At 56.5% G+C, this 20,284-nt stretch carries 22 protein-coding genes; 5 read left to right on the top strand and 17 right to left on the bottom strand.

From position 1 onward, the window contains the following. Positions 1-51 precede the first annotated feature (51 nt). From C4S72_RS02440 to C4S72_RS25575, 6 genes are all read right to left on the bottom strand, one after another. Positions 52-798: a phosphate/phosphite/phosphonate ABC transporter substrate-binding protein gene (locus C4S72_RS02440; RefSeq protein WP_104001476.1), complete on the bottom strand. Its 747-nt coding sequence runs from the start codon at positions 796-798 to the stop codon at positions 52-54. 10 nt (positions 799-808) lie between these two features. Continuing rightward, a complete protein-coding gene (locus C4S72_RS02435; protein WP_104001475.1) occupies positions 809-1,270 on the bottom strand; it encodes a PAS domain-containing protein in 462 nt (153 codons plus the stop codon). A gap of 72 nt (positions 1,271-1,342) precedes the next feature. Continuing rightward, positions 1,343-1,705 carry a roadblock/LC7 domain-containing protein gene (locus C4S72_RS02430; RefSeq protein WP_104001474.1) on the bottom strand — a complete coding sequence of 121 codons (363 nt, stop codon included), beginning with the start codon at positions 1,703-1,705 and terminating at the stop codon, positions 1,343-1,345. A 27-nt stretch (positions 1,706-1,732) separates the two neighbouring features. Continuing rightward, positions 1,733-2,383: a hypothetical protein gene (locus C4S72_RS02425; protein WP_235009023.1), complete on the bottom strand. Its 651-nt coding sequence runs from the start codon at positions 2,381-2,383 to the stop codon at positions 1,733-1,735. 12 nt (positions 2,384-2,395) lie between these two features. Beyond that, complete coding sequence (locus C4S72_RS02420; RefSeq protein ID WP_104001473.1) at positions 2,396-3,508, bottom strand: hypothetical protein; 1,113 nt, start codon at positions 3,506-3,508, stop codon at positions 2,396-2,398. Next, positions 3,505-3,960 (bottom strand): hypothetical protein, encoded by a 456-nt coding sequence (locus C4S72_RS25575; RefSeq protein WP_146071850.1) that lies wholly within the window; start codon positions 3,958-3,960, stop codon positions 3,505-3,507. Before C4S72_RS25575 ends, C4S72_RS02420 begins: the two co-directional genes overlap by 4 nt. Before the next feature lie 298 nt (positions 3,961-4,258). Here C4S72_RS25575 and acnB point away from each other — a divergent pair, with 298 nt between their 5' ends. The 3 genes from acnB (at position 4,259) to C4S72_RS02400 (ending at position 7,998) form a co-directional block, all read left to right on the top strand. After that, the gene (gene acnB / locus C4S72_RS02410) at positions 4,259-6,856 is read left to right on the top strand and encodes a bifunctional aconitate hydratase 2/2-methylisocitrate dehydratase (protein ID WP_104003019.1); all 2,598 of its coding nucleotides are present in this window, start codon (positions 4,259-4,261) and stop codon (positions 6,854-6,856) included. Between the two features lie 161 nt (positions 6,857-7,017). Then, complete coding sequence (locus C4S72_RS02405; protein ID WP_104001471.1) at positions 7,018-7,437, top strand: immunity protein Imm33 domain-containing protein; 420 nt, start codon at positions 7,018-7,020, stop codon at positions 7,435-7,437. A gap of 138 nt (positions 7,438-7,575) precedes the next feature. Next, positions 7,576-7,998, top strand: a complete 423-nt coding sequence (locus C4S72_RS02400) for an Hsp20 family protein (RefSeq protein ID WP_104001470.1) — start codon at positions 7,576-7,578, stop codon at positions 7,996-7,998. Positions 7,999-8,063: 65 nt separating this feature from the next. Here C4S72_RS02400 and C4S72_RS02395 read toward each other — a convergent pair whose 3' ends face one another. From C4S72_RS02395 to amrB, 3 genes are all read right to left on the bottom strand, one after another. Next, on the bottom strand, positions 8,064-8,810 hold the full coding sequence (locus tag C4S72_RS02395) for a fatty acid desaturase CarF family protein (protein WP_104001469.1): 747 nt from the start codon (positions 8,808-8,810) through the stop codon (positions 8,064-8,066). Positions 8,811-9,000: 190 nt separating this feature from the next. Continuing rightward, positions 9,001-9,564, bottom strand: a complete 564-nt coding sequence (gene amrA / locus C4S72_RS02390; RefSeq protein WP_104001468.1) for an AmmeMemoRadiSam system protein A — start codon at positions 9,562-9,564, stop codon at positions 9,001-9,003. After that, positions 9,551-10,351 (bottom strand): AmmeMemoRadiSam system protein B, encoded by an 801-nt coding sequence (gene amrB, locus C4S72_RS02385; protein WP_104003018.1) that lies wholly within the window; start codon positions 10,349-10,351, stop codon positions 9,551-9,553. Before amrB ends, amrA begins: the two co-directional genes overlap by 14 nt. 394 nt (positions 10,352-10,745) lie before the next feature. Between amrB and amrS the strand changes: the two genes are divergently transcribed. Further along, positions 10,746-11,846, top strand: a complete 1,101-nt coding sequence (gene amrS / locus C4S72_RS02380; protein WP_104001467.1) for an AmmeMemoRadiSam system radical SAM enzyme — start codon at positions 10,746-10,748, stop codon at positions 11,844-11,846. On the opposite strand, the gene C4S72_RS02375 is transcribed toward amrS, so the two are convergent. Beyond that, positions 11,821-12,795 (bottom strand): tRNA dihydrouridine synthase, encoded by a 975-nt coding sequence (locus C4S72_RS02375; RefSeq protein ID WP_104001466.1) that lies wholly within the window; start codon positions 12,793-12,795, stop codon positions 11,821-11,823. The two genes, amrS and C4S72_RS02375, sit on opposite strands and share 26 nt — an antisense overlap. Before the next feature lie 42 nt (positions 12,796-12,837). Between C4S72_RS02375 and thpR the strand changes: the two genes are divergently transcribed. Further along, positions 12,838-13,413, top strand: coding sequence for an RNA 2',3'-cyclic phosphodiesterase (gene thpR / locus C4S72_RS02370; RefSeq protein ID WP_104001465.1), 576 nt, complete (start codon positions 12,838-12,840; stop codon positions 13,411-13,413). Here the strand turns inward: thpR and C4S72_RS02365 are convergent. The 7 genes from C4S72_RS02365 to C4S72_RS02335 all read right to left on the bottom strand — a co-directional run bounded on the left by C4S72_RS02365 (position 13,410) and on the right by C4S72_RS02335 (position 20,205). Continuing rightward, on the bottom strand, positions 13,410-14,624 hold the full coding sequence (locus tag C4S72_RS02365) for an O-succinylhomoserine sulfhydrylase (protein WP_104001464.1): 1,215 nt from the start codon (positions 14,622-14,624) through the stop codon (positions 13,410-13,412). The genes thpR and C4S72_RS02365 overlap by 4 nt on opposite strands. A gap of 10 nt (positions 14,625-14,634) precedes the next feature. Then, positions 14,635-16,158 (bottom strand): amidophosphoribosyltransferase, encoded by a 1,524-nt coding sequence (gene purF, locus C4S72_RS02360; RefSeq protein ID WP_104001463.1) that lies wholly within the window; start codon positions 16,156-16,158, stop codon positions 14,635-14,637. Positions 16,159-16,212: 54 nt separating this feature from the next. Beyond that, positions 16,213-16,707, bottom strand: a complete 495-nt coding sequence (locus C4S72_RS02355) for a CvpA family protein (RefSeq protein ID WP_104001462.1) — start codon at positions 16,705-16,707, stop codon at positions 16,213-16,215. Between the two features lie 64 nt (positions 16,708-16,771). Further along, positions 16,772-17,323: an SPOR domain-containing protein gene (locus C4S72_RS02350; protein WP_104001461.1), complete on the bottom strand. Its 552-nt coding sequence runs from the start codon at positions 17,321-17,323 to the stop codon at positions 16,772-16,774. Between the two features lie 4 nt (positions 17,324-17,327). Beyond that, positions 17,328-18,617 carry a bifunctional tetrahydrofolate synthase/dihydrofolate synthase gene (gene folC, locus C4S72_RS02345; protein ID WP_235009022.1) on the bottom strand — a complete coding sequence of 430 codons (1,290 nt, stop codon included), beginning with the start codon at positions 18,615-18,617 and terminating at the stop codon, positions 17,328-17,330. A gap of 34 nt (positions 18,618-18,651) precedes the next feature. After that, the gene (gene accD, locus C4S72_RS02340) at positions 18,652-19,512 is read right to left on the bottom strand and encodes an acetyl-CoA carboxylase, carboxyltransferase subunit beta (RefSeq protein ID WP_104001459.1); all 861 of its coding nucleotides are present in this window, start codon (positions 19,510-19,512) and stop codon (positions 18,652-18,654) included. 63 nt (positions 19,513-19,575) lie between these two features. Further along, the gene (locus C4S72_RS02335) at positions 19,576-20,205 is read right to left on the bottom strand and encodes a phosphoribosylanthranilate isomerase (protein ID WP_104001458.1); all 630 of its coding nucleotides are present in this window, start codon (positions 20,203-20,205) and stop codon (positions 19,576-19,578) included. Between the last annotated feature and the right edge of the window lie 79 nt (positions 20,206-20,284).

Raw genomic sequence — 20,284 nt, 5'->3', positions numbered from 1 at the left:
GCGGCAAGTATAACGCAAAGTTGCCGCCCCTGACTTGGAACCTGGAGAGAATTAAATCGTGAGGGTATCGATCAGATCGATCATAAACTCCGTCTGCTCTGTAGACATAGACTCAAATTCCTTGATACCCATGCTTTCGAGCACACCTATGCCTTTTTCATCCTTGTGCATCTGTGTGACCAGAGCCTTGAGTTCCGCCATGCAGTCCTGCATCTGCGGCCCAACCAGCAGCGCATGATGAACCACGCTGATCTGACTGCTCACCAACACCCGCATCTGTTTCTTGATGAGGTCAGAGAGCTCATCAAAACCCTGCTTCAGGAAAAAGCCGACATCGGCCTCGCCCCGCAACAGCGCCTTGGCGACAAGAATGTAGGTGTCGTAATCTTTCTGCGAGATATTGGAAGCATCCAGATCCGCCGGTTCCAGCATGATCATACCGATGGTATGCACATCCGGGTCATCGGTGGTCGCCAGTCTCACGCCCGCTTCGAGATCTTCGACAGCCTCGGCCTGGCTATTAGCCGGGACAACGATAACCGCCTCATCCTTTTTGCCCGCCGGCCGAGCCACTGCCTTGAAGCCCAGCTCACGCACCAGCATGGAAGCGTCATAGGGGTTGGCGTAGATCAGATCCACCTGGCCCGCTTTTATCGCATCTCGCTGAGCATCGAAGCTGTCGAACAGCTCAAGATGGATATCCGTACCCAGATTTCTCTGCAACCAGGTATTGAAATAGAACCAGCCAGACATATGGTCCGGCGCAAAGTCCGGACTAACGGTAAAATTAAAAGGCATTCCCTGCTCCTTACTGCAACGTCTCGTACAGTGCCTCGCTTTCGCGAATCTTGCTACGGGAAGGCTTGCGGCGCACCGAGGTGTAACCTACCAGCTTGCCCTGACGGATATTGGGAATTACTGTAGCCTTGACCCAGTAATACTTGCCGTCTTTGCGCAGGTTTTTCACATACCCCTGCCACTTCTCGCCATTTTCCACCGTATCCCACAAACCCTTAAACGCCACAGCGGGCATATCAGGGTGACGGAGGATATTGTGATTTGCACCCACCAGTTCCTCGCGCGTGTACGCCGACATATCGACAAACGCCTGATTTACGTGGGTAATGATCCCCTTGGGATCGGTGCGCGAGACAATCAGCTTACCGTCGGGATAAGGTACTTCCTCATCGACGATTTTGGCGAGCCGTTCGTCGCCGCCAAAATATTTGATCAGCACTTCACTGACTGACCCGGTATCCTTTTCTGACATGGAGCCACTCCTTGAACAGCCAAACACTGAGATTCGGCACCAACCAGACTGGTCGATGCCGATTCCAGCCGCTTAGAGCACCTTGCCGATCGCCTCAGCTGCCCGTTTAACGTCCAGGAAGATAAGACCAAGGCGTGCATTCGGCTTGGCTACAACGGTCAACACAGATTCAGAGTTTGCGTGGGTCATCAGGATGTAACCGTCCGCCCCCTTGACCAGAACCTGCTCCAGATCGCCACGGGCAAGCTCACGGGCTGTGCGCTCACCAAGGGAGAGGATCGCAGCGCTCATGGCACCAACGCGGTCTTCATCCATACCCGCTGGCAAAAGCGAGTCGATAACAAGGCCGTCAGTCGAAATCACGGCACAGGCCTCGATTTCGGTTGAAGTGCCGTTCAGGTCACGCAAGATTGAACTCAATACTTCCGCGCGCATGAAAATCTCCTTATTCCACTGCAGGTCTTAGTGATCCAGGTAGCGCCGGATCAGAACTGATGTTAGGTCAACAAAGGATTGCCGGTTCAGATACGGCATCCCCTCAATGATCAATAGAAATTTTTCTCGGCCAATGGTGAGTACCCAGAACCCGAGATCACTCTGTCCCACGGCGTTTACCAGCGCCCAGGAACAGCCCAGCAGCCCAAGCTGGTTTGTAATCAGTGACTCATGACGCTCGTAGAGCATGATGACGTCAGCTGCAAGACCGGCAACGGCTTCCTCTTCTTCCCGCTCAAACCCTTTTTGAGCAAGTGCAAAACCCTGTTCATCAGCCAGCAAGACCTTGCCTTCCCCCAGAGGGCCGATCAGATCGGGCAGGATATCCTGCAAAGAGCCGCTGACAATTTCGAGCGGATCGCTGACAAGCTCCAGAAAATTACGACCACTCATGGTGGTTAGAAGCTTGTCCGCTTCCTCGCTGTTCAGGCCTGTCAGCTTGCCAAGCAACGCCGGTATATAGGGCACTGCCGTGTCTGAACTGAGTAACTGAAGCAGCAAGGCCCTCATATCGTCGGGTTCGGCGCTGAACGTTGCGTAATACGCACCGGCCGGCAGAACCTGAAAATAAAGCGTCTCATCGCCTGCTTCGGTAGGCCTATTGGATTGAGCGCTCATGCGTGAATCTCCTTATTGACGCTCGAACAGACCGGCCGCATCAGCTGCGACCATGAATGAAAACACATATCGCTGCGGAATCTTGAGAGCAGAAGCGATTGCCGTGGCACTCTGCTTTTCTGCATACCAAGCCCGCGCGATCCGTTCTGCGTGAGGCGTTAACAAAAATCGTGAAAGGTCCGGCATCTCTTTAAGAATTAACGGAGCCGCCGGATCAAGATAATCGGGAACACGACCCGCAGAGGTAAACAGCGCCAACACCCAAAGAAGCTCATCCCGCTGCGCGGTTGGGCGATTGGGCGACTGCTCCTCAAGTTCTTCGCAACCCAGCTCTCCCGGCCCGAAACGGCTATTCGCCATCTGGATCAGCAGATCGGGGTCCAGGTCATAACTGAACAGGTCAAGCTCAGGGAAGTAGAGCAACTCTCCCGGTATTCCGGTCAGTTGAACCGGCTTGCCCTTTTCCCGTCCTTTCAGCACGGCCTGGTTTATCTGCTCCAGGAAACGCCCCTGCGCCGCCGCCGAGAACGACAGGCGCCTGCGATCTGCCGGGTTGGACAGGTCGAGATCAGGGAGTGTGCCGCAGGCACTGCGTACCAGCGACTGCCACTCAGCGTCACTCCAGCGCAGAATCAGGTTTTCTTTGCGACCATCGCGGCCGACATCCTGCTCGGGAGTACGAGGTTTGGTTTTCTTCGGAGTCACTCCAGAAGCCGCAATCAGCGCCTTGAGCTCTTCCGGTGACATTTTCAGCAACGATGGGGCTTCACCCTCCGCTGCGTTAGAACTGCCACTGCCTGACGAACTGAATTGAATCTCCCGAATGACCTCCCGCAACACCTTTTTAAGGCCCGCGAGCGTCATGGGACGTTTCAGGGTATGCATACCGCCAGATACGGTTTGATCATCGACCACAGCGACGACCGGGCAATCCGGACGCCCTGCATACCAGCGCAGAAACCGCTTCTTATCATCTGCCGAAGCGAGGTTTACCAACAACGCATCTGATTTGACCGGATCGCTTTCAACGAAACCGGGATTTTCAGAACTGTTGAGAAAAACTTCCAGCTGGTTCCTTTCTCGATCATCAAAACCGATTAGCCCAATAGAACCGGTTTTACTCATTGCATCCTGGCCACTGATGGCATCCCGCCGTTACTAAGCACCGATTCCCCCACGGGAATCGCACGGAGTCTGTCGGTTTGCCCTGTATCGCAAACCTTTTTCATCAATTGGTGATACTCGGGTTTAAGCAACGGACGCGATTGATCAAGCATGCGCTCAACCAGGTAACGCCCCTTGCCTTTGAGGATCAGCATGAGATCAACCAGAGCGCCGGTCAGATGCGCCACTTCCCGGCTTTGAATAGCCAGATAAACGCGGCGAATATGATTACGCAGCTGAATTGGCCGCGCGGCAACCCTGCGCTGCAGGTATCGCAGCACGATCAGATGCTCCTGCCCCCTGTAGATAAGATGGGGGTCCTCCTGGATACGGAACAGCTCTAGCTGCCGAACTATTTGGTACTGGCGCGAGGCATCCACTCCGGATGACTCCACCGTTAATGGTAAGGTCACGGAATAACTCCAATTAACCGAACGGGCGTATGAACACTTTATACCGGTCTATCAAAGGCCTGCGCAACCCCGAGGGGCGCATAGCTTGATGCGTATCAACGCGGCGACGCGTTGGCTAATAGGCCAAAGTCTAACGCCCAAGATTGTCGACAAACTTAACTTTGGCAACCCCTTCCTATAAAATTCGCGTCGCCAAACACTAATCGATACCTAATCGATAACCCACTGCAGAAGTATAGACATCCCTGCCGGGGTGTTCAGCTGTCTGTGTGTGGTGACAACAGATGAGGGCCTTGTCGTGCTAGAAGCTTACCGTAAACATGTAGAAGAACGCGCCGCTGAAGGCGTGCCGCCGAAACCCCTGGAACCTGAACAGACCGCCGATCTGGTCGAACTGCTGAAGAACCCGCCGGCCGGTGAAGAAGAGTTCCTGCTGGAGCTTCTTACTAACCGCGTTCCCGCCGGTGTTGACCAGGCCGCTTACGTAAAAGCCGGTTTCCTGGCAGCAATCGCCAAAGGTGAGGCATCCTCACCGCTGGTTGACAAGGTCAAGGCTGTCGAACTGCTCGGCACCATGCTAGGCGGTTACAACATCGCCCCGCTGGTTGAAGCGCTTGACGATGCCGACCTGGCACCGACTGCCGCCAAGGCACTGTCTCACACCCTGCTGATGTTCGATGCCTTCCATGACGTGAAGGAAAAAATGGACGCCGGTAACGCCTTCGCAAAACAGGTCGTAGAGTCCTGGGCCAACGGCGAATGGTTCACCAGCAAGCCGAAACTGGAAGACAAAATCACCGTTACCGTGTTCAAGGTACCGGGCGAAACCAACACCGACGACCTGTCTCCGGCTCCTGACGCCTGGTCACGTCCTGACATCCCGCTGCATGCCAACGCGATGCTGAAGATGGAACGTGAAGGCATCAACCCGGAAGAACCGGGTGTTAAAGGCCCTCTCGCGCAGATCGAAGAAGTCAAAGCCAAAGGCTTCCCGGTTGCTTACGTTGGTGACGTAGTCGGTACCGGTTCTTCCCGTAAGTCCGCTACCAACTCCGTACTTTGGTTCTTCGGCGATGACATCCCGAACGTACCGAACAAGCGCGCTGGCGGCTACTGCTTCGGTGGCAAGATCGCTCCGATCTTCTATAACACCATGGAAGATGCAGGCGCCCTGCCGATCGAAATGCCGGTTGAAAACCTGAACATGGGCGACGTCATCGACGTTTACCCGTACGAAGGCAAAGTCTGCAAGCACGACAGCGACGAAGTGATCAGCACTTTCGGCCTGAAAACCCAGGTACTGCTGGACGAAGTCCGTGCTGGCGGTCGTATCCCGCTGATCATCGGTCGCGGCCTGACCGAAAAAGCGCGTGAAGCACTGGGCCTGGAAGGCTCCGACCTGTTCCGTAAGCCGGAACAGCCGGCTGACAGCGGCAAGGGTTATACCCTGGCGCAGAAAATGGTCGGTAAGGCCTGCGGCATGGACGGCGTCCGTCCTGGCATGTACTGCGAGCCGAAGATGACCACCGTCGGTTCCCAGGACACCACTGGTCCCATGACCCGTGACGAACTGAAAGACCTGGCCTGCCTCGGCTTCTCTGCCGACCTGACCATGCAGTCTTTCTGCCACACCGCGGCTTACCCGAAACCAGTAGACGTTCAGACTCACCACACCCTGCCGGACTTCATCATGAACCGCGGCGGTGTAGCTCTGCGCCCGGGCGACGGTATCATCCACTCCTGGCTGAACCGCATGCTGCTGCCGGACACCGTGGGTACCGGTGGTGACTCCCACACCCGCTTCCCGCTGGGCATCTCCTTCCCGGCCGGTTCTGGTCTGGTTGCTTTCGCCGCTGCTACCGGCGTTATGCCGCTGGATATGCCGGAATCTGTTCTGGTTCGCTTCAAAGGCAAGCGTAACCCGGGCATCACTCTGCGCGACCTGGTTCACGCGATCCCGCTGTACGGCATCAAGCAGGGCCTGCTGACCGTTGAGAAAGCCGGTAAGAAAAACGCCTTCTCTGGTCGCGTTCTGGAGATCGAAGGTCTGGAAGACCTGACTGTTGAACAGGCATTCGAGCTGTCCGACGCCTCTGCCGAGCGTTCAGCTGCAGGCTGTACCATCAACCTGTCTGAAGACTCCGTTGCCGAGTACCTGCGCTCCAACATCGTCATGCTGAAGTGGATGATCTCTGAAGGTTACGGCGATGTTCGTACCATCGAGCGCCGCATCAAGGGCATGGAAGAGTGGCTGGCCAACCCGAGCCTGATGCGCGCTGACGCTGACGCTGAGTACGCCGAAGTGATCGAGATCGACCTGTCTGAAATCGACCAGCCGATCCTCTGCGCACCGAACGACCCGGACGATGCCCGTCTGCTGTCCGACGTTGCCGGCGACAAGATCGACGAAGTGTTCATCGGTTCCTGCATGACCAACATCGGCCACTTCCGCGCCGCTGGTAAGCTGCTGGAAGCCTCCGGCAAGACTATCCCGACTCGTCTGTGGGTGTCTCCGCCGACCAAGATGGACCAGGCTCAGCTCACCGAAGAGGGCTTCTACAGCATCTTCGGCAAGGCCGGTGCGCGTATGGAAATGCCGGGCTGCTCACTGTGCATGGGTAACCAGGCACGTGTAGCGTCCAAGTCTACCGTGGTTTCCACCTCTACCCGTAACTTCCCGAACCGTCTCGGTGACGGCGCCAACGTATACCTGGCGTCCGCTGAGCTGGCAGCTGTTGCGGCGCTGGAAGGCAAACTGCCGACTCCGGCGGAGTACATGGAATACGCCAGCAAGATCGACAGCATGTCCGGTGAGATCTACCGTTACATGAACTTCGATCAGATGGACACTTACGTGGCTAAAGCCTCTACAGTGATCCCGACTGTTGAAGCCTGATCCACGATCTGATCGATAGATCAGTCGAGATGAAAGCCCCGGCCTAGCGCCGGGGCTTTTCTTTATGCGCCGTTTACACCACGGCTTGACCCAACCCACTTCGGTCAACGGCCGTTTGAAGTTACAATTGCGCTCACAGATAAACCAGCGAGGAGCTTTTCATGCGCGGACCCAACGCCGACACCACAATGACTGCAGACGACGAAACCAACCAGACCAAGAACGGCTTTCTGGCCCTGGTTTCACGCCTGGTGTTCGATGAGACACTCCCCGTGCGATTCATGTACAAAACCGTCCCCGAGCATCTGAACGACACCGGCTGGCGTATGTTCACCGGCTACGAAACCGAAGAGTTTCTTGAGAACGAGCAGATCAATCTGGTTCCCATGCCCATCGAGCGAATGGTGGAACTGGACGCATCCCTGGAAGAGCTGGTGACCTACAACGCGGGCACCGTCTGGGAGCGCACTCCCGACGCCGAAGGCTGGGAACGTGTCCACGACTTCAAGATCCCCGCACCGAGAGTCGATGTAGAAATCACCAACGACATCGATATCTTCAACAAGAACCGGGACGAATAAAATTTCGATTCGGGTATTGAAAACCCGAGACGTATCCTCATAAAAGTAAGTAGGCGGAGGTGCTCGATTGAGGCCCCGCCGACCGCCAGGCCTGAGAGCTGGCAGATTTAACCCATATTGCTTTATGAGGATATGCACATGCGTAATTTTGATCTTTCTCCGCTTTACCGTTCTGCTATCGGTTTTGACCGCCTTGCATCCATGCTCGATGCTGCCAACCGCAGCAACGAACAGCAGCCCAGCTACCCGCCCTACAACATCGAATTACTGGGTGAGAACGAATACCGCATCACCATGGCGGTAGCGGGATTCAACAGCAGTGAACTGGACATCCAGACAGAGAACGGCAACCTGACGATCACCGGCCAGAAAGAACCGGACGATCAGGAGCACAAATATCTGTATCAGGGCATTGCCGCACGCAACTTTGAGCGCCGCTTCCAGCTGGCCGACCACGTCCGTGTAGTCAAGGCATCCGTTGAAAACGGGCTTCTCCACGTCGATCTGGTACGCGAAATCCCGGAAGCAATGAAATCTCGCCGCATTGAGATCCAAAGCTAAACAGGCTTTCCAGCCCCATAAAAAACCGCGCTTCAAGGCGCGGTTTTTTTATGGGGATAAGCCGATCAACGCTGGCCCAGCCAGTGCCTTTTCTCGATCATCCCCATGCGAAGCAGCACGCGGCAGATCGCATCCACCAGAAAATTCGCGTGTCCGATGATAAAGCAGAATCCGCTTTCGCCCTCCTGATGGTGGCGAATATGGGTTTTCATCGAATACATCAGCTTTAATTTCTGCACACGCCGAGCGATGGAAACACCCCAGGGCATGGTTTTGGAACCATGCACCCAAGCATGGATATGATCGGTATGCAGCACGCCAATGGAAAATACCAGCAGCGCAAACGCAAGATAGGCACTGCCCGGAATCGGTGCTTCGAAGACTGACAGCGCGATTGAGATGAGAATAAAAACCGTGGCGGGCACGCAGGTCATATAGAAAAAGTCACGGTACGGGCGATTCACACAGGGTCCGGCGTTGCGATGATGTATCTTGAAAAAATACACCTCCCGATCAAAGACCGTTGATCTTGAAAACACGCGATTTTTCTTTGTATTGAAATCATCGGAGTTGCGCTTGCCCTTGTAGTCATAGAGCTCGCCATACCCCTTAGCGTAGTTAAGCGGCTGATAGTCAATGAACAGATGCACAAGTCCACTGATAAAATCCGCCAGAAACAGCGCCGCGTAAAAGGTTATCAACCCAGAAAACCAGGTAAACTGGGACCAGTCCACCAGCCAAAGCCCCCCAAACAGAAGCGCAAAATAGCCAAAGATAAGGGGTGGAGCCAACTTGTCCGAGGAAATATTCATTCAGAAACTCTATGCGGTGATCCGGTGGATGATCTGATTTCTATCGGTCGATTATAAAAACATGTACCTATAGAAGCCACCCACCAACACCATACCCCTGCGAGCCTTCACAGGACAGCGACTGATACAGATCAAGCCGAGCGCTATCTGAACCCGGCTCTCATCAAACCTGGTCGCTCAGCAAACAGATCTAGCCTCGCGCTATCAGCCACCCGCCTACTCTCTGAACCCCGTAGCGATACCAGCGCATATCCTCGGACCAAAACTGTTCGGGCAAACCCGCTTTGCGTTTTAACGCCTGGAGAAAATCCACCGGCTCGGCCAACTGCTCCCATACCGAGGGTAGAAAAGTCGCTCTGCGTCCTTCAAAGACCAGCACCAGCCCATCGATACCCGGCTCCAACGCCTCAAGCAACTCCTGCTCGCTTGCTATACGAATCTCCCGGTGCGGCCCAAGAATGGACACTTCAATTTCCAGATCGCCAAGCTCGGATTCACCAAGGACAGGAAAACGAGGGTCAGAAAATGCCGCACTACGGCTGTTTTCGATAACATCCCTGGCGAGAGAGCGATGGGGTTCAAGAGAACCTATACACCCACGTAATGCCCCATGCTTCGTCAGGGTAACGAAACAGCAGCCCGGTGCTTCCAGCGCCTTCGGTTCATCCGGTTCTACCGCCCTGCCAAAGCTCGCCAGCAGGCTCTGCCTTGCCAGCTCATGCACTTCACCCAAAAGCTGATTAGAAAATGACATAGCTGCCGTACCCCACAACCTGATCGCGAGGGGCCGCCGTATCGCCGGAGTTGCATAACGCCAAGCGCGCCGCCGACAGGCAGCGCCGATGCGCCGCCAGCAGCAGCCCATTCAACGCGTGGGCACCACAGGCCTGCTCAGGGACTATATCTGAACGCAGCGCCAGAATGGCGTGCTCAGTGTCAGCATCGATCCGACACGCTTCATCGTAGCTGTGGTAGTGACTTAAATCCGTACTGATAACAACCAGTATGTCTTTTTGATCCCAGGCCCATTCAATCAGATCCGCCACCGGCTCCGGCCGCTCCTGCCCGACCACAAGCGGAAGTAACTTAGCCGATGGCAGTAGCTCATGCAGAAACGGCAGTTGCACCTCCAGACAATGCTCAAGTGCATGCACATCTTCTCGCACCTGGACATCGAAACGCTGCTGCAACTCGGCGAGCCCCGTCTGATCTACCGCCATTGACCCCAAGGGAGTCGCAAAGAGATCCGCCTTTGGCGCCGCAATACCGCGCAGTGGGACTCGATGATTTGGCCCCAGCAGCAAAATCCGCCGCCACCTTCGCGCCCGATCGGGATCGCTAGCCAACAGGCTGTAACCACTTGCCGCCACCCCACCGGAATAGTCGTAGCCAGCGTGCGGTACAACAAGCGCACTAGGGATTAGACGCCTGTGCTGCTCCTGGTGTTGCTCATCGAGCAGGCGAGTAACCCGGGAACGCAAGATCTCAGGCTGTCCGGGGTAAAACAGACCCGCCACCGCGGCCGGACGTACATGATTCATCTCATTCACCGTTATTTTATTCATCCCATTCACGTGTCTTAAACCACAAGCCTAAAACCCGACAACTTAGCCCGCGCAGGGATCAACTAAAATTATAGCTACCAACCTAAGGAAGCTATGAACAAGTTCATGGCATCTCAGGCTTACAGGCTGGCTCACTATCAAGGCGGGCTTTTGCAGGCGTAGTGGCGCTACGGCAAAAAAGTCCAACGCAGAGAGTGCGCCAGCCTGCAAGCCCCGGAGGGCGCGGCATGAAGCACCCATCTACGGCGTTGAGCTTTTTGCCAAGGGCTACGGCCATTGACGGCAAAGCTCGCCTAGTATCCGGGCACTTCATGCCACGCTGAGACGCTATAGACTTAATCATAGCTTCCCTAACGTTCGGAGACCGGGGATGAGTAATGTCACGAATCTCAAAGATAGCGTGAGCACCCGATGGTGGCATCGCATCAGCGACGACAAGGTACAGTGTGATCTGTGCCCAAGAAAGTGCCATCTCAGCGATGGACAAAGAGGCCTTTGCTTCGTGCGTGGCGTTGAAAATGGCCAGGTCCGTCTATACAGCTACGGACGCTCCAGCGGCTTCTGCATCGATCCGATTGAGAAAAAGCCGCTCAACCATTTTCTACCTGGCACCCCGGTACTCTCTTTCGGCACTGCCGGCTGCAACCTCGCGTGCAAATTCTGCCAGAACTGGGATATGAGCAAATCACGGGAGATGGATACGCTCAGCCAGAGCGCATCCCCGGAATTACTCGCCGCCACCGCCAAAAAACTGGGCTGCCGCAGCATCGCATTTACCTATAACGATCCAGTGATCTTTCACGAATACGCCATCGACTGCGCCATTGCAGCACGAGCCCTCGACATTAAGAGCGTCGCTGTATCCGCCGGTTATGTCTGCGCCGGCCCCCGCGAGGAATTCTACCGCCACATGGATGCCGCCAACATCGACCTCAAGGCATTTACCGAGCGCTTTTACCAGCGCATCTGCGGCGGCCAGTTAGGTGCTGTACTGGAAACACTTGAATATATTCGCCACGAAACCGATGTCTGGCTGGAAATAACCACCCTGCTCATTCCCGGCGAAAACGACTCCGACGCAGAAATTTCCGAACTCTCACACTGGATTGCAGATCATCTGGGAACCGATGTCCCACTGCACTTCAGCGCCTTTCACCCGGACTGGAAAATGCTCGACAAGCCACCTACTGCGCCAACGACACTGACTCGCGCACGCCAGGTCGCACTGAATACAGGCCTTGAATACGTATACACAGGTAATGTTCACGACCGCCGTGGAAGCTCGACCTGGTGCCCCGGCTGCAATGAGCTTTTGATCGAAAGGGACTGGTATGAGCTGGGAGCCTGGAACCTGGATAAAAGCGGGCATTGCCAACACTGCGGCAGAGAGATCCCCGGGATCTTTGAGCCGGAGCACGGCCACTGGGGCGCGCGCCGGCAGCCGGTCAGGCTGGAACCGCCTCGGAGCTAAGGTCGCGATCCGCCCTGGCCGCAATCAACAGCTCAAGCAGCCGCTCAGGGGATTTTTCGGTTCGAATCTGCGCAAACAGATCCTTGGCCTCCGGCATCTGCCAGGAGAGCATCTGCAACCACTGCTTGAGGCGGCCATGCACATGCTTTTCGGAAATATTACTCATCGCCTCACGATGAAAACGCTCAAGCAGCAGCAGAACTTCTGACCAGGGCTCCGCGGGATGCTCACTCATCCCCTTAATGGCTAACGCCAGGAAAGGATTGGCTACCAGGCCACGGCCGATCATCACATCAGCGCACCCACTGACCTCGCGACAGCGGTGATAGTCCGCTACGGTCCATACCTCACCATTGGCGATCACCGGCAGATTGACCGATTCGCGAATACGTGCGATCCACTCCCAGTGCGCTGGCGGCTTATAGCCTTCAACCTTGGTGCGCGCATGCACCGCCAAAGAGGACGCGCCGGCACTCTCGATACCCGCCGCGTTATCGAGCGCCAGATCCTTGTCACGAAACCCGAGGCGCATCTTCGCACTGACCGGGATATCGTCAGGGACGGCACGACGCACTTCAGCCACAATCCGATGAATCAGCTCCGGCTCATCCAGCAGTACCGCTCCGCCGCGACTCTTATTCACCGTTTTCGCCGGGCAACCGAAATTCAGGTCGATTCCCGGAGCTCCCAGCTCCACCGCCCGACAGGCGTTGTCGGCTAGCGCCGCCGGATCACTGCCGAGCAGCTGCAGCAATACCAGCGTACCCGACTCGGTCCGTCCCTGCTGTCGCAGCTCTGGCGCCAGGCGATGAAAAACCACGGGCGGCAACAGTCGATCGGTGACGCGAACGAATTCGGTAACACACTGATCGATGCCACCGACACGGGTCAGTAACTTACGCAGCGTATAATCAACAACGCCCTCCATAGGGGCTAGAATAATTCGCATAACCGGTTTTTAACTGCCTTGATCCGCCACTAGGCTGTATCTATGAATCGAACGAATGGTACGTCTGCCAACACACAGCGCCTCTTCATCGCCATCGACCTGACCGAGACTCTGCAGGAGACTCTTGGCCGCCGGGAAACAGCAATCAGAGGTCTGAGCTGGAGCCTGCCGGAGCAGCTTCACCTGACACTGGCATTTATCGGCAAGCTGCCGCAAGAGAAGATGATCGCGCTGGATGATGCACTGAGAAGGATAGAGTTTGCACCCTTCGAGTTGAGCATGGACAGGATCGGGACCTTCGGCAAACGCACGCTCTGGCTTGGCTGCGACCCCAGCGAAGCGCTCAGCCACCTGCACGATCAGGTAGCCCAAAGTCTGAACATCAGCGGCATCAATACCGCAGTTCGCGACTTTCGTCCCCACATCACCCTGGCTCGCAGTAAAGAACTACTCTCCGACGCGTCCTTACGTCAGCTGGAAAACCAGCTACTGCCGGAGCCCTTATGCATGACCGTGGACCGCTTCGCGCTGAAAAACAGCGTACTCACCGCTGCCGCCCCCCTTCACCAGACAATCCGGCTTTATGACGGCAACGGTGATCGGCTGGCTAACGCTTAAAGCGCAGCCAGACCCAACTGCAGATCCTTTTTAAGATCCTCGATATCCTCGAGCCCCACGGAGAAGCGGATAAGGTTATCGCGAATACCTGCGCGGGCACGATCTTCCGGCGTCATGCGACCATGCGTTGTGGTCGCAGGATGGGTAATGGTGGTTTTAACATCGCCCAGGTTGCCGGTAATGGACACCATTCTGGTCGCATCGATAAAACGCCAGGCGGCTGCCTTATCACCCTTGACCTCGAACGAGAGTACGCCACCAAAGCCTTTCTGCTGACGGCAGGCCAGCTCATGCTGCGGATGGCTTTTCAGCCCGGTGTAATAAACACGCTCAATGCCCGGCTGCTGCTCGAGCCACTCGGCCAGCTGTGACGCGGCGTCGTTGTGAGCACGCATCCTCAACGGCAGAGTTTCCAGCCCCTTGAGGAAGACCCAGGCATTGAACGGACTCATGCAGGTACCACCGGTGCGGATAAAGCCGAACACCTGCTCCATCTCCGCTTCACGGCCGACAACAACACCGCCGACGCAACGACCCTGGCCGTCGATATACTTGGTGGCCGAGTGCATTACGATATCAGCACCCAGCTCCAGCGGCTTCTGCAGTGCGGGCGTCAGGAAGCAGTTATCGACCACCAGCAGCGCATCATGCTTGTGCGCCACTTCCGCCAGGGCTGCGATATCGCTCATCTCACCCAGCGGGTTGGACGGCGTTTCCAGAAACAGCATCTTGGTTTCCGGACGGATGGCACGCTCCCAGTCTGCAAGATCGGTGGGATCGACGTAAGTAGTCAGGATACCTGCACGGCTGAGGTACTTATCGAACAGCGACACGGTAGAACCGAAAACACTGCGCGAGCAAACCACATGATCGCCCTGCTGCATCAGCGACAGACCAAGACTCAGGATCGCAGCCATTCCAGATGAAGTCGCCACGGCACGCTCACCGCCTTCCATCGCTGCAATACGGCGCTCGAAGGCATGCACGGTCGGGTTGGTGAAGCGGGAATAGATCATCCCCTCTTCTTCGCCACCAAAACGCGCCGCCGCCTCACGGGCAGAGGAGAAAACGAAGCTGGAGGTCGGGTAGATCGGGTCTGAATGCTCACCTACCGGCGTGCGCTCCTGACCCGCGCGCACCGCACGGGTATCGGTGGCGTAACCCTCAGCGTCAAACTGGACGCGCTCCGGGTGCTCAAATCCTGTTGTCATCGGTCTTTCCTTACTCAATTCTGCTCAGCAGGTCGGCAGATTCGTTATCGCCGATCTTGGTGCCTTCAGCGCTCGCCTTGGCGTCATCGTTACGACGCTCCTCAAGACGGCGAAGATAACTTGGCGATACGGTACCGGTCACGTACAGACCATCGAACACACAGGTGTCAAACTCGGAAATTTCCGGGTTGTACTTGGTGACGGATGCCTTCAGGTCATCCAGGTCCTGATACAGCATCCAGTCGCAACCGATATATTTGCCGATCTCCTCGGCCGTACGACCGTGTGCTACCAGCTCACTGGCGGACGGCATATCGATACCGTAAACGTTGGGGTAACGCACTTCTGGTGCCGCAGAGGCCACATAAACCTTACGCGCGCCAGCTTCACGGGCCATCTGCACGATCTGCTTGGACGTCGTGCCACGCACGATGGAGTCATCCACCAGCATAACGACCTTATCCTGGAACTCGCCCCTGATCGGGTTAAGCTTCTGGCGCACGGACTTCTTGCGCTGGGTCTGACCCGGCATGATGAAGGTACGGCCGATATAGCGGTTCTTGATAAAGCCTTCGCGGAATTTGACGCCCAGCTTATTGGCCATCTCCAGCGCAGAGGTACGGCTGGTATCCGGAATCGGAATCACCACGTCGATATCGTGATCCGGCGCGACACGCATCACCTTTTCCGCCAGCTTGATACCCATTTCCATGCGCGCTTCATGCACAGAGATACCATCAAGGATGGAGTCCGGGCGCGCCAGGTAAACGTATTCAAACAGGCAGGGAGCCAGCTTGGTATCCTTGGCGCACTGCTGGGTAAACACCTGGCCGTGAGTATCGATAAAGATCGCCTCACCCGGCTCCAGGTCACGCTCCATAACGAAACCTGAGGTATCCAGCGCGACGCTTTCTGAAGCCACCATGTACTCACTGCCCGCCTCGGTTTCCCGCTTGCCGTAAACCAGCGGGCGGATGCCGCAGGGATCACGGAAGGCCACGATGCCGTAACCGGTGATGATTGCCACGACGGCGTAACCGCCCTGGCAGCGCTGGTGCACGCGCTCCACCGCTTTGAAGATATCCTCCGGACCGGGGCGCAGCTTGCCCAGAGCCTGCAGCTCGTGAGCGAACACGTTGAGCAGTACTTCAGAGTCAGAGGTGGTGTTGATGTGACGCAGATCGGCACGGAAAATCTCGTCGGCCAGCTGCTCTGTGTTGGTCAGGTTACCGTTGTGCGCCAGCGCGATACCGTAAGGCGAGTTCACGTAGAACGGCTGGGCTTCTGCCGAACTTGAGCTACCGGCGGTAGGATAACGCACGTGGCCGATACCCATTTTACCTTCAAGGCGCTTCATGTGACGGGTGCGGAACACCTCGTTCACCAGGCCGTTATCCTTGCGCAGAAAGAAGCGGTTTCCTTCACAAGTCACCATCCCCGCTGCATCCTGTCCACGATGCTGAAGCACCGTCAACGCGTCGAAAATGGTTTGGTTTACATAGGATTTGGCAACGATGCCAACGATACCGCACATTCAGATCACCTCAGAAGGAATGTCTAGTAGCTGTGGATGCAGCAAGGAACTTTATTAACGCCCGATATCCCAGATCACCTGGCCAACATCGGATGCAACGGCACGGGTCCAGTCCTCAAGCAAAACAAAATGGGGAATCAGGCTGGACTCCAGCCACCATGAATCCTGTACCGCCGGGGTCATACCCAGCAGCGCGACTAAAACCACGATGACCAGCGCTCCGCGCACAGCCCCGAAGCCGATACCCAGTACCCTGTCCGTAGCGCTGAGCCCTGTCGCCGACACCAGTGCTCCTATCAGCATTCCGACCAGAGCACCCACAATCAGCGTAATAACAAAGAGAATAGCAAAGGCTGCCAGCAGGCGAAGTGACGGCGTATCGATATAGTCCTGCAGTACAACCGCCAGCGAGGTAGCGAATAGACGCGCAACGACAAATGCCACCACCCAAGAAGCCAGCGAGACGGCCTCGCGGACAAAACCGCGGCGCAGGCTCATCAAACTCGAAATCGCGATGATCGCGATGATCACCCAGTCAACCCAGTTCATTCGATACTACCCTGTGAAACAGCGCGCATTCTAGCAGAGCAAAAGTGCGAACCCAATGGCTCGATCACTGGGTTGTAAAACGCACGATAATGCCATCAAGCGCATACTCCTGCTTCAGCTTTTCCTGCAGCGCTTCCAACCTGGACCGCTGCATCTCCGGCCCGACGAACACTTTGACCAGTCCCGCCATATGGCGCATGTAGACCTTGTGACCGCCATCCAGAAGCTCTGCACGCAGCGCCTTGGCATTAGCCTCATCACGGAAGCTGGCCAACTGCAGCGTCCAGCCGACAGGCACCCCCTCCTGATCCAGCTGCGGCGTATCTTCAATCGGATCGATATCCGGCTTAGCCTGCTCCACCGCCTGCTGTACACCATCCACAGGCACACTGACGGTAGCGGGCTCTGAAGGAGCAGCCGGCTCACGGGTATCCGGAAGCACCGTCATCTCCTGCTCCACCTCAACCTGAGCGACAGGCTCGGGCGCTGCCGGAATACGGCTTTCGAGATGCCGCTCTTTATAACCGGCACCATCGAGCAGTAGGGGAATCAACGCAGCGCCGACCACCAACACCGCACAGGCGCCTAAAATGCGTTTTTTGACCTGTCGTTCCATGCCTTTAACCTTCCAGTTTCAAAGCAGCCAGGGCATCACTCACGGTAAAGAAGGAACCAGCGACCACCAGCCTGTCACCCGACAGCAGAGCATTTTTAGCGCAAAGCAACGCCGTTTCCACATCGTCATAGCAAACGAACTCCTGCCCGGCAGGCAGAAGTGCACGCAACTGTGCGGAGGACGCGGCGCGCGCGCCCACCAGGCTGGCCAGATGCCAGATGTCGACTTGAGGCGCCAGCAGCTCCATCACCGCTGCGATGTCCTTATCGGCCAGCATACCGAGCACCAGATGAGTCTTGCCAGCAACCGGGTGATCGGCCATCCAGTTTGCGAGGTAACCGGCCGCCTCCGGGTTATGCGCCACATCCAGCACACAGGGACTATCAGTATCCGCTAGCTCTAACCGCTGCATACGACCGGTCATTCTGGCGGCCGCAAGGCCTGCGCAGATCTGCTCAGGACTCACATCAAGCTTGAGTAGCGACAACACCTGCAGCACGGTTGCCGCGTTTGTCAGTGGCAGCTCAGGCAATACCAGATCGGTATATTCGAGCGCTCCGCCCTCGCGGTCCACGCCCCGCCACGACCAGGCACCGCCCGTCGCGCCGTAACTGAACTCCTCGCCTTTAACCAGCAACTGAGCCTTTCCTGCAGCGGCGCTCTCACGCACACTCACCGGCGGATTGGGATCACCACAGACCAGTGGCTTACCGGCCCGCAGGACTCCCGCCTTTTCGCGGCCGATCTGCTCACGGTCATCACCCAGCCAGTCGGCGTGATCGATAGCGATACTGGTTATGACCGCCACATCGCTATCAACGATATTGACCGCATCCAGACGCCCGCCAAGCCCAACCTCCAGCAGAAGCACATCAGGGCTGGCCTGCTCGAAACAGATCAGCGCAGCCAGCGTGCCGTATTCGAAATAGGTTAGCGAAATATCGCCTCGAGCCTGTTCTATGCGCACAAAGGCTTCGCAGATGCCGGCATCGGACGCTTCTGCGCCATTGATCCGGATACGCTCGTTGTAACGCAGGAAATGCGGCGAGGTATAAACGCCAGTCGTGTAACCCGCCTGGCGCAGAATAGCGTCCAGCAAGGTAACGGTTGAACCTTTGCCATTGGTACCTGCAACGGTGACTACCCTGCTGCGATCCAATTTCAGTTCAAGGCGTTCAGCGACCTGCCTGATGCGCTCCAGGCCAAGATCAATTTCCGAGGGGTGACAGGCTTCGATACGCTCAAGCCAGGCGTCGAGAGTGTCAGGAAAATCCGCGTACATCGTTGTTCCCATCAAAAAGGTCACCCGAAGGTGACCCTGTTTGCCATCAGGCCGCTGGCAGATGCAGCAACTTTCGCAGGATCGAGGCCAGACGCGGTCGCATCTCCCCACGCGCAATAATCATATCCACCTGACCGTGTTCCAGCAGAAATTCGCTACGCTGGAAACCTTCGGGCAGCTTCTCACGCACGGTCTGCTCGATAACGCGCGGTCCGGCAAAACCAACCAGCGCACGCGGCTCAGCCACGTTCAGATCGCCCAACATAGCAAGACTCGCGGACACACCACCGTAAACCGGATCGGTCAGCACAGAGATAAACGGCACGCCAGCCTTGCGCATGCGCTCCAGCGCAGCACTGGTCTTCGCCATCTGCATCAGCGAGATCAGCGCTTCCTGCATACGCGCACCGCCAGAAGCAGCAAAACAGATCAGCGGCATACGCTGCTCCAGCGCCATCTCAGCCGCCTGAACAAAACGCTCACCAACAACCGCGCCCATGGAGCCGCCCATGAAGCGGAACTCGAAGGCGACGGCTGCGACAGGAATACCTTCCAGCTCGCCGCGCATGGCGATCAGCGCATCTTTTTCACCCGTATCACGCTGAGCTGCGACAAGGCGATCCTTGTATTTTTTGGAGTCGCGGAATTTGAGGCGATCTACCGGCTCCACATCAGCGGCGATTTCAACGCCGGTGCCTTCGTCCAGGAACAGTTCCAGACGGCGGCGCGCACGGAGACGCATGTGGTGATCACACTTGGGGCATACATTGAGGTTCTTTTCCAGCTCAGGACGATAAAGCACCGCCTCGCACTTGGGGCATTTGTCCCAGAGTCCCTCGGGGATATTGCTGCGCTTCTTCTCACTGCGCCCAAGAGAGGGGACGATCTTTTCAAGCCAGTTGCTCATAGTTACCTAATTCCCGATCTTTGTATTCAGCCTGCTTCGCAATCAGCAGCTGCTATTTCTGCTTTATCGACCGCAATCCGCATCGCGAACCGCGGCAACAAAATTCTTCACCAGCTCAGGGCTCTTGATCCCCTTGCCAGCCTCCACACCACCGCTTACGTCAACCGCATAGGGTCGCACCGCCGCGATGGCGTTTTTAATGTTTTCCGGGTTCAACCCACCGGCCAGAGTAATCTTCGGAGCTATGTCAGCCGGAATAAGTTCCCAATCGAAGGTTTCGCCGGTTCCACCTGGCACTCCCGGGCGGTATGCGTCCAGCAGAATACCGCGTCCCCTGGCGTACCTGTCGCATTCGGATACCAGATCTACACCCGGTTTCATGCGTAAAGCCTTAATCCAGGGACGCCCGAAGCGCTCGCAAAAATCTGGGTCTTCCTTGCCATGAAACTGCAGCAGATCCACGCCTGTGGTCTCCACAACCTGCATGATCAGTTCCGGTTCCGGATCAACGAACAAGGCCGTCGTGGTTACGAACGGCGGCAATTGGGCGATAATTTCACCAGCCCGTGCGGCATCGATCGCTCGAGGACTGGGCGCATAAAACACAAACCCCAGCGCATCAGCACCGGCAGCCACTGCTGTCAGCGCATCCTCTACACGGGTTATACCGCAGATTTTGACTCGCGTCGGCATGGACTCTCCGTTACAAGAGTGAAAATTCTACCAGAGCTCGACAGACCCGTCAGGCAGCCCCAAACAAAAAGCTCAACCT

The organism is Marinobacterium lutimaris (assembly GCF_900108065.1).
Lineage (GTDB): Bacteria > Pseudomonadota > Gammaproteobacteria > Pseudomonadales > Balneatricaceae > Marinobacterium_D > Marinobacterium_D lutimaris.
The sequence above is the reverse complement of the archived record's forward strand: the minus strand, read 5'-3'. Positions and strand labels throughout refer to the sequence as shown.